The sequence below is a fragment of the Streptomyces sp. URMC 127 genome, from assembly GCF_051386535.1.
Lineage (GTDB): Bacteria > Actinomycetota > Actinomycetes > Streptomycetales > Streptomycetaceae > Streptomyces.
Genome location: NZ_JBPQTW010000269.1, coordinates 1 through 7,894, shown reverse-complemented (window position 1 = coordinate 7,894; position 7,894 = coordinate 1). Strand labels below are relative to the sequence as shown.

Here is a 7,894-nt window from a genome sequence, read left to right as displayed (position 1 = left end):
GGCCGGGGGCGGGGGCGGGCGCGCCCAAGGCCTACGGGGCGGCGCTGCTGTCCTCGTACGGCGAGCTCGCGCGGCTGGGGCAGTGCGAGGTCCGGGAGCTGGACGTCCGCGCGATCGTCGAGACCCCCTACCGGGTTTCGGGCTACCAGCCGGTGCTGTTCGGTGCGCGGTGCATGAACCACCTCACGGATTTCCTGGCCGGTTTCCTGGAGGACTTCGACGACGAGACGGGCGACCGGCTTGGTCTGCGCCCGGTGCCGGGCGACCGGTCCTGACCCCGGCTCAGCCGGCCGACCCCCCCCGAAGCGGAATGAGGGTTTTCCACAGGCTGAGGGCTCGCCTGGACGCCGCTCCCGCGCTCCGGCGCAGAATGGGTCCATGACTGAGAGCAACGGGGCCGAGTTGAAGGACGAGGGGCCCGGTGCGGCCTTGCCGGACTGGGAGAAGCGCTTCCGGGCGCCGCGGGTCGGGCTGCCGAGATGGGCGGAGGACGCCCCGGACCGCGCCCTGTTCGTGTCGAACGTGACGGGCACCTTCGAGGTGTACGCCTGGGACCGCGCGTCGGGCGGGCAGCGGCAGGTGACCGACCGGCCGAACGGCACGACGGGCGGGGTGCTGTCGCCGGACGGCGAGTGGATCTGGTGGTTCTCCGACACGGACGGGGACGAGTTCGGCGTGTGGATGCGCCAGCCCTTCCACGGCGGTGCCGACGAGCCCGCCACGCCCGGCCTCGAGCCCTCCTACCCCGCCGGCCTGGCCCTGGGCCGCGACGGCACGGCCGTGGTCGGGCGCTCCACGGACAAGGGCGGGTCGACGGTCCACGTGGCGCGGCCCGGTGCCGCGCCGGTGGAGATCTACCGCCACGCGGAGTCGGCGGGGGTCGGCGGCATGTCGCACGACGGCACGCTGATCGCGATCGAGCACACCGAGCACGGCGACGCGATGCACTCGGCCGTCCGGATCGTGCGGCCGGACGGCAGCACCGTCGCCGAGCTGGACGACACCCGGGGCGGCACGGAGGAGCTGGGCCTGGCCGTGATGGGCTTCGCGCCGGTGGCCGGTGACTCCCGGCTGCTCGTGGGGCACCAGCGACGGGGCCGCTGGGAGCCGATGCTGTGGGACGCGGCCACGGGCGAGGAGACGGCGCTGGCGCTCGACCTGCCGGGCGACCTGGACGCGGGCTGGTATCCGGACGGTTCGGCGCTGCTGATCGAGCACAGCTTCCAGGCCCGCAGCGAGCTGTTCCGCTACGAGCTGGCCGACGGCTCGCTGACCCGGCTGGACACCCCGGCGGGCACGGTGTCGGGCGCGCTGCCGCGGCCGGACGGGAGCGTGGAGTTCCTCTGGTCCTCGGCCGCCGAGCCGTCGGTGGTGCGGTCCACGAGCGGGCAGGTCGTGCTGGATCCGCCGGCGCTGCCGGGAGGGGTCGGCCGGGCGCCGCGCTCCGTGCCGGTCGAGGACGTGTGGGTGGAGGGCCCCGGCGGCAGGGTGCACGCCCTGATCCAGAAGCCGGCGGGCGACGGCCCCTTCCCCACGGTCTTCGACATCCACGGCGGCCCGACCTGGCACGACAGCGACGCCTTCGCCGCGGGCCCCGCGGCCTGGGTGGACCACGGCTACGCGGTCGTCCGGGTCAACTACCGCGGCTCGACGGGCTACGGCCGGGCCTGGACGGACGCCCTCAAGCACCGGGTCGGCCTCATCGAGCTGGAGGACATCGCGGCGGTCCGGGACTGGACGGTCTCCGCGGGCATCGCCGACCCCGAGCGGCTGGTGCTGGCGGGCGGGTCGTGGGGCGGCTATCTGACCCTGCTCGGCCTGGGCACCCAGCCGGACGCCTGGGCACTGGGCCTGGCGGGCGTGCCCGTCGCGGACTACGTGACGGCCTACCACGACGAGATGGAGGCGCTGAAGGCCCTGGACCGCACGCTCCTCGGCGGCACCCCGGAGGAAGTGCCGGAGCGCTACGAGGCGTCGTCACCGCTGACGTACGTCGACCAGGTGCGGGCACCGGTCTACATCTCCGCGGGCATGAACGACCCGCGGTGCCCGATCCGCCAGATCGAGAACTACGTCGAGCGGCTGGAGCGGCGCGGCCACCCCCTGGAGGTCTACCGCTACGACGCGGGGCACGGCTCCCTGGTGGTGGAGGAGCGGATCAAGCAGCTCCGGCTGGAGATCGCTTTTGCGGAGCGTCACCTGGGCCGCCCCCGCCCTGATCGTCCTGAGCCGGGCCGTCCTGAGGCCGGTCATCCTGAGCCGACGCCTCAGTGATGCCGGATGCCTTAGTGGTGCCGGATGCCTCAGTGATGCCGAGGGCCAGGTCTCGTGCGGCCTCCGCCTCGCGGCGGAAGAGCCTGGCCCACATGAACAGCACGAAGCCGGCGAAGACGAACCACTCACCGGTGTAGCCGAGATTCTGGAAGGCCTTGAGGTCCAGGCCGCTGCCCGGTGCGGCGGCCGGGGGCACCGGGGTCATGGCCCCGTCCGCCTCGGTGGCGGTGATCCACGCGTCGTGGACCGCGTACGGCACGAGGTTGACCAGTGAGGCGGCGCTGATCACGCCGAGCTGGCCGGCCGGCAGGCCGCCGCTGGACCGTACGCCCTTGGAGCCGGGGCTCTCCGAGGACTGGAGGGCGCCGGTGACGGTCACGTGGCCGGCCGGCGGCGCCGGGATCTCGGCGGTGTCGGCCTTGGAGTTCGCGTCGCCGGGCAGCCAGCCGCGGACGACGGGAAGGGCTTTGCCGCCGTCGGTGCGCAGCAGCGTCAGCACGTAGAAGCCCTGGCGGTCGTCCAGCGTCCGCTCCGGCACGAGCAGCTGGTGCTCCGTGTCGTAGCGGCCGGAGGCGGTCGCCCGGCGGCCGGAGGTCTCGGTCGTCACCGGAAGCAGGTCGCGCAGCGGCTCGGCCGCGGCTGCCCGGGCGTCGTCGGCCTGCGTCTGCTGCTCGCGGTGCGAGTCGACGCGCGTTTCGAAGCGGCCGAGCTGCCAGCTGCCCATGAAGAGACAGAAGGGGATGGCCACCACGGTGAAGACGTTGATCGCCCACCAGCGGGGAGTCAGCAGGAACCGATACACACCACCACGGTACGGGCACGGTCGCGGGCGCGGGCACCGCCCCCTGCCGGGAGCACGGCAGGCGTCAGCTCGCGGTGGCGATCGGCCCCGTCCGGTAGACGGTGCCGGCGCAGGCGTCGTCGATCTTGGCGTCGGCTATCGCCGGCTCGCCCACGTCCGGGGTGTGGCTGAGGACGACGGCGGGCGGGGGCGTGGGCGGTGGCGAATCCGGCACGCTCGGCTGCTGCTGCGTCGCCGCGGCGGAGCCGGCCGGGGAGGCGCTGGCTCCGCTGCCGGCGGAAGGCGCCGGGGAGGAGCCGCCGCCACCGGGCTTGGCGCAGCCGTTGCGCCCGGCGTCGGAGGCCGGGATCCAGGCGAACTTCACCTCGTAGGCCTGGCCGGGCTGCAGGATGACCTCGCTGGGCTCGGTCGACGGGTCGGGCAGGCCGGTCGCGGCGTCGCCGGGCGTGTGGTCCACGACGGAAACGCGCCCGCTCTCGGCGCTGCCCCGCGGGCTCGCGGCGACGGTCCCCGGCCCGCCCACCGTACAGACGGCACGGGAGACGTTGACCACGCGGAAGGCGCCGTAGACCCGCCCGTCGCGGTCGGCCGGGCCGACCGTCCCGCTGCCCTTGCCGAGCTGGTCCCGGTCGCACGTCGGGGAGACGGGGGCGAAGGTGCTCGTGGGCGCGGGGAGGTTCCCTGCGGGGGAGGAAGCGGCGGGCTTGGGTTCGTTGCCCTTTTTCCCCTCTTCCTTGTGCTCTTCCCGCTTCTCGTCGTGGTTCCGGGCCTCCCCCTCGTCGGGCCGCCCGCCGCCGTCGCCCACTCCTTCGGGCTCGGTGCCCGGCTCCTCGGGGGTGTGCTGGCTGCTGGCCGTGTTGGTGTGGCGGTCCTCGACCGCGTCACCGGTGGTGGCGACGTGGAGGACGGCGGGCAGGGCCGTGCCGCCGAGGATCAGCGCGGCCGCGGCGCCGACGAGGGCCTGCCTGCGGCGGGTGCGCCGGGCCGGCACGGCGCGCCGGATCTGCTCCAGCGAGTCGGGGGCGGGCTCGATGCTCCCGACGGCGCCCTGGAGCAGCTGCCGGAGCGTCTGCTCGTCCATGCCGCCGTCGCTCGCACCGGCATCGGTCACACCGGCGTCGTGCATACCGGCACCGTTCGCGCCGGCACCATTCGTACCGGCGTCGTGCATGCCGGCACCGTTCGAAGCGGCACCGTTCGCGCCGGCACCGTTCGTAGCTGGATCGTGCATGCCCCGCCCGTGCTCGTCGGCGGGACCGGGCCCGTCATAAGGGGGGCGGGTCATGCCGGAGCCTCCATGGCGACGCGGAGCGCCGCGATGCCGCGCGACCCGTACGCCTTGACCGAGCCGAGCGAGAGGCCCAGGGTCTCGGCGACCTGGGCCTCGGTCATATCGGCGAAGTAGCGGAGGACGAGGACTTCCCGCTGGCGGCGTTGCAGCCCACGCATCGCTTTGATCAATTGGTCGCGCTCCAGCTGTTCGTACGCACCCTCTTCGGCGCTCGCCATGTCGGGCATCGGCTTGGAGAGCAGCTTCAGCCCGAGGATCCGGCGGCGGAGCGCGGAGCGGGACAGGTTGACGACGGTCTGCCTCAGGTAGGCGAGGGTCTTCTCCGGGTCCCGGACCCGGCCGCGCGCGGAGTGCACCCGTATGAAGGCCTCCTGGACCACGTCTTCGCAGGAGGCGGTGTCGTCGAGGAGCAGCGCGGCAAGGCCGAGCAGGGACCGGTAGTGGGCCCTGTAGGTCTCGGTGAGGTGGTCGACTGTGGTGCCCGCTGCCATTGCTTCGTCAGCGTCCCCCCGCTGGGGCGGGATCTGGGCGGCGGGACCGGCGGTCGGCCAGGGAGCGATCACCGGCATGCCGCCCGACGGGTGGGAACGCGGACGCAGCGCACTGCCGCCGCGCCTCGGGGCGGTTGCGATGCTGATGACCTCTGCCACGCCTGTTGGACACGCTTCCCCCCGTCAGGGTTGTACACGCGAGGCGCCGCGTCTGACGATGCGCCGCGTGACGATGCGTCATATGCCCTCATGCGTACCAGCTCTTCCTCAATGCCCCGGTTCTGCTACCGCCCTGAGAGACGGCAGCAAAGACGCCCCCCGGCCCGCCGGCGGTTGCAGTGGGTGGGGAGCGCATCGTCGAACACTTCATCTGCCCAGTTCAAGAGGTCTGGACCAACGACTTGATCACAGGACCTTCAAGACCTTCACCACTTCTCCAGATTAGGGAGTGGTCAGCTCTGCCGCCACGCATTCGGCCACCTGAGCGGTGTTCAGTGCGGCTCCCTTGCGCAGATTGTCGCCGCAGACGAAGAGGTCGAGCGCCTGCGGGTCGTCCGGGGACCGGCGCACCCGGCCCACCCACGTCGGATCGGTGCCCACGGCGTCGGCCGGCGTGGGGAACTCCCCCTCGGCCGGGGCGTCCACGAGCACGACCCCCGGCGCGCTCGCCAGGATCTCGTGGGCCTGCGCCACCGTGACCTCGTTCTCGAACCGCGCGTGCACGGCCAGCGAGTGCGTGGTGATCACGGGGACCCGTACGCATGTCGCCGCGACGCGCAGCGACGGCAGCCCGAGGATCTTGCGGGACTCGTCCCGGATCTTCAGCTCCTCGGAGGACCAGCCGTCCTCCCGGAGCGAGCCCGCCCACGGCACCACGTTCAGCGCGAGCGGAGCGGGGAAGGGGCCGAGCCCGTCGCCGACCGCCCGGCGCACGTCGCCGGGCTGCGTTCCCAGCGAGGAGCCGGCCACCGCGTCGAGCTGGGCCCGCAGCGTGTCGACGCCGGCCTGTCCCGCGCCGGACGCCGCCTGGTACGAGGAGACGACGAGCTCGCTGAGGCCGAACTCGGCGTGCAGCGCGGCCACCGCCACGATCATGGACAGCGTGGTGCAGTTGGGGCTCGCGACGATGCCGCGCGGCCGTACGCGCGCCGCGTGGGCGTTGACCTCGGGCACCACGAGCGGCACGTCCGGGTCCATCCGGAAGGCCGCGGAGTTGTCGACGACGACCGCGCCCTTGGCGGCGGCGATCGGCGCCCACTGCGCGGAGACCTCGTCCGGTACGTCGAACATGGCGACGTCGACGCCGTCGAACGCCTCCTCGCCCAGTGCGAGGACCTCGGTCTCCTCGCCGCGCACGGTCAGCCGGCGCCCGGCCGAGCGCGGGGAGGCGACGAGGCGCATCTCGCCCCACACGTCCTCGCGCTGCGACAGGATCTCCAGCAGGACCGTGCCGACGGCACCGGTGGCGCCGACCACGGCGAGCACCGGCTTGCGGCCCGCCCCCGCACCCGTGGGGGTGCCGGGACGGGCCGCGGGGCCGGGGCCGGACGTCATCGCCCGGTGCCTCCGTAGACGACGGCCTCGTCGTTCTCGCTGTCCAGGCCGAAGGCGGAGTGCACCGCCCGGACGGCCTCGTTCACGTCGTCGGCACGGGTGACGACCGAGATGCGGATCTCGGAGGTCGAGATCAGCTCGATGTTCACCCCGGCGTTCGACAGCGCCTCGAAGAAGGTCGCCGTGACGCCCGGGTTGGTCTTCATCCCCGCGCCGACCAGCGAGATCTTCGCGATCTGGTCGTCGTAGCGCAGCGAGTCGAAGCCCACGCGCTCCTTCGTCTTCTCCAGCGCCTCGATCGCCTTGCGGCCCTCGGTCTTGGGGAGGGTGAAGGAGATGTCGGTCAGGCCGGTGGACGCCGCGGAGACGTTCTGCACGACCATGTCGATGTTGATCTCGGCGTCCGCGATCGCCCGGAAGATCGTCGCGGCCTCGCCCGGCTTGTCCGGCACCCCGACGACCGTGACCTTGGCCTCGGAGGTGTCGTGCGCGACGCCCGAGATGATCGCCTGCTCCATCGGCTGGTCCCCTTGCGGTTCGTTGCTGACCCAGGTGCCCTGGAGCCCCGAGAAGGACGAGCGCACGTGGATCGGGATGTTGTAACGGCGTGCGTACTCGACGCAGCGGTGCAGCAGCACCTTGGAGCCGGAGCTCGCCAGCTCCAGCATGTCCTCGAACGAGATCCAGTCGATCTTGCGGGCCTTCTTCACCACCCGCGGATCGGCCGTGAAGACGCCGTCGACGTCCGTGTAGATCTCGCAGACCTCGGCGTTCAGCGCCGCGGCGAGGGCGACGGCGGTGGTGTCGGAGCCGCCGCGGCCGAGGGTCGTGATGTCCTTGCTGTCCTGGGACACGCCCTGGAAGCCGGCCACGATCGCGATGTTGCCGGAGTCCACCGACTGCTGGATGCGGCCCGGCGTGACGTCGATGATGCGCGCCTTGCCGTGGACCGCGTCCGTGATGACACCGGCCTGGCTGCCGGTGAACGACTGCGCCGCGTGACCGAGGTTTTTGATCGCCATCGCCAGGAGAGCCATGGAGATCCGCTCTCCCGCGGTCAGCAGCATGTCGAACTCACGCCCGGCAGGCATCGGCGAAACCTGCTCGGCGAGATCGATCAACTCGTCCGTCGTGTCACCCATCGCGGAAACCACGACGACCACCTGGTGGCCGTTCTTCTTGGCTTCCACGATTCGCTTGGCAACCCGCTTGATGCCCTCGGCATCGGCAACGGAGGAGCCTCCGTACTTCTGCACGACAAGGCCCACGTGCGCTCCTCGCAGCTCTGTGTAATGCGGTCGGCTCAGTCTAACGAGCGGTCGGAATCAGCCATGCCGATATCGCATGCTGAGACGTGTCGCCCGCGCCGTGATCGTGAACGGTACGCCGTCGGACCGCCCGTGATCGCTCCTGCCCTGCCGGAACGATCACACTCACTTTGTGAGCGGGGCCATACGGGGCCGGGGGTGGCCGGGGCACCGG

Annotated in this window: 6 protein-coding genes and 1 pseudogene; 2 read left to right on the top strand and 5 right to left on the bottom strand. The window is 72.3% G+C overall.

All coding sequences use genetic code 11. The features are described 5' to 3' along the window. Both ACSNOH_RS31460 and ACSNOH_RS31455 read left to right on the top strand, forming a co-directional pair. A pseudogene (locus ACSNOH_RS31460) lies at positions 1 to 275 on the top strand (phenylalanine 4-monooxygenase); the annotation flags it as partial. Positions 276 to 378: 103 nt separating this feature from the next. Next, positions 379 to 2,274 (top strand): prolyl oligopeptidase family serine peptidase, encoded by a 1,896-nt coding sequence (locus ACSNOH_RS31455; RefSeq protein WP_436724854.1) that lies wholly within the window; start codon positions 379 to 381, stop codon positions 2,272 to 2,274. Here ACSNOH_RS31455 and ACSNOH_RS31450 read toward each other — a convergent pair. The 5 genes from ACSNOH_RS31450 to ACSNOH_RS31430 all read right to left on the bottom strand — a co-directional run bounded on the left by ACSNOH_RS31450 (position 2,159) and on the right by ACSNOH_RS31430 (position 7,680). Beyond that, a complete protein-coding gene (locus ACSNOH_RS31450; RefSeq protein WP_436724853.1) occupies positions 2,159 to 3,076 on the bottom strand; it encodes an SURF1 family protein in 918 nt (305 codons plus the stop codon). The two genes, ACSNOH_RS31455 and ACSNOH_RS31450, sit on opposite strands and share 116 nt — an antisense overlap. Before the next feature lie 64 nt (positions 3,077 to 3,140). After that, a complete protein-coding gene (locus ACSNOH_RS31445; protein WP_436724852.1) occupies positions 3,141 to 4,202 on the bottom strand; it encodes a hypothetical protein in 1,062 nt (353 codons plus the stop codon). 155 nt (positions 4,203 to 4,357) lie between these two features. Beyond that, positions 4,358 to 4,936, bottom strand: coding sequence for a SigE family RNA polymerase sigma factor (locus tag ACSNOH_RS31440; RefSeq protein WP_436724851.1), 579 nt, complete (start codon positions 4,934 to 4,936; stop codon positions 4,358 to 4,360). 363 nt (positions 4,937 to 5,299) lie between these two features. After that, positions 5,300 to 6,412, bottom strand: a complete 1,113-nt coding sequence (locus ACSNOH_RS31435) for an aspartate-semialdehyde dehydrogenase (protein WP_436724850.1) — start codon at positions 6,410 to 6,412, stop codon at positions 5,300 to 5,302. Beyond that, positions 6,409 to 7,680: an aspartate kinase gene (locus ACSNOH_RS31430; protein ID WP_436724849.1), complete on the bottom strand. Its 1,272-nt coding sequence runs from the start codon at positions 7,678 to 7,680 to the stop codon at positions 6,409 to 6,411. The genes ACSNOH_RS31435 and ACSNOH_RS31430 overlap by 4 nt, the downstream gene beginning before the upstream one ends. Positions 7,681 to 7,894 lie beyond the last annotated feature (214 nt).